2 protein-coding genes are annotated in these 1,223 nt (G+C 35.6%); both read left to right on the top strand.

The annotated features are described in order from the left end of the window. The first annotated feature begins 22 nt into the window (after positions 1-22). Positions 23-625 carry a CoA transferase subunit A gene (locus tag CLHOM_RS15040; protein WP_052222521.1) on the top strand — a complete coding sequence of 201 codons (603 nt, stop codon included), beginning with the start codon at positions 23-25 and terminating at the stop codon, positions 623-625. 1 nt (position 626) lies between these two features. Further along, a partial coding sequence (locus CLHOM_RS15035) for a 3-oxoacid CoA-transferase subunit B (RefSeq protein WP_082204451.1) occupies positions 627-1,223 on the top strand: 597 nt, incomplete at its 3' end.

The following is a 1,223-nucleotide window of genomic DNA, read 5'->3' as shown; positions in this document are numbered from 1 at the left end:
CTTGGAATATGCTAAAGATAATATGAGCATAATGATAGGCGGATTTCTAGGGGTTGGTACACCAGAGACATTAATTAATGGTTTAATAAAAAAAGGAGTTAAAAACCTAACCATTATTTCCAATGATACAGCTTTCCCCAATGTAGGAGTAGGAAAATTAATAGAAAATAAAATAGCAAAAAAACTTTTAGTATCTCATATAGGTACCAATCCTGAGACTGGAAGGCAAATGAATTCAGGTGAAATAGAAGTAGAACTTATTCCACAAGGGACTTTAGCTGAAAGAGTTAGAGCTGCTGGAGCAGGCTTAGGTGGCTTTCTAACACCTACAGGCATAGGAACTATGGTGCAAGAAGGAAAAGAAAAGATTGAAATAGATACTAAAGAATATATTTTGGAGCTTCCTATAAAAGCAGATATTGCTCTTGTTTATGGTTCTAAAATTGATAAAAAAGGGAATATATACTACGATAAAGCAGCTAGAAATTTTAATCCTTTAATGGCTTCGGCAGCGGATATGGTCATAGCTGAAGCAGAAGAAATAGTTGAAGTTGGGGAAATAAATCCTAATGATGTTATGACCCCAGGAATCTTTATAGACGCTGTGGTTAAAGGAGGTAAATAAGTTGAATAGTGCCGATATAAAAGAAATTATTTCAAAGAGAGTTGCGAAAGAGTTTAAAGACGGAGATGTGGTAAACCTAGGTATTGGGCTTCCAACTATGGTAGCAAACTATGTTTCACAGGATATAGATGTTGTATTTCAATCAGAGAATGGAATTATAGGAATAGGACCATCAGCAGAAAAAGGACAAGAAGTAAAGAATTTAGTTAATGCTGGAGGAGTACCAATTACCTTAATGCCAGGAGCAGCATTTTTTGATAGTGCAGATTCATTTGGAATCATTAGAGGAGGTCATGTAGATGCTACAGTATTAGGAGCTCTTCAAGTAGATGAAAAAGGTAATCTAGCAAACTGGATGATACCGGGCAAAAAAGTTCCTGGCATGGGAGGAGCTATGGATTTAGTTGTGGGAGCAAAGAAGGTAATTGTTGCAATGACTCATACAGCTAATGGAAGCGTTAAAATTCTTAAAAAATGTAATTTACCCTTAACTGCGAAAGAACAAGTAAATCTAATTGTTACGGAAATGGGAGTAATGGAGGTAACAAAAGAGGGAATAGTCTTAAAAGAGATAAATCCTCAATATACCATAGAACAG

Origin of the sequence: Clostridium homopropionicum DSM 5847, from assembly GCF_001263795.1 — a bacterium.
Taxonomy (GTDB): Bacteria; Bacillota; Clostridia; order Clostridiales; family Clostridiaceae; genus Clostridium_H; species Clostridium_H homopropionicum.
This window is presented reverse-complemented; position numbering and strand designations above follow the sequence as displayed.

Coding starts and splice junctions, on each gene's coding strand:
- CLHOM_RS15040 (WP_052222521.1), top strand. CDS start 23: ATGAGCATAATGATAGGCGGATTTCTAGGGGTTGGTACACCAGAGACA.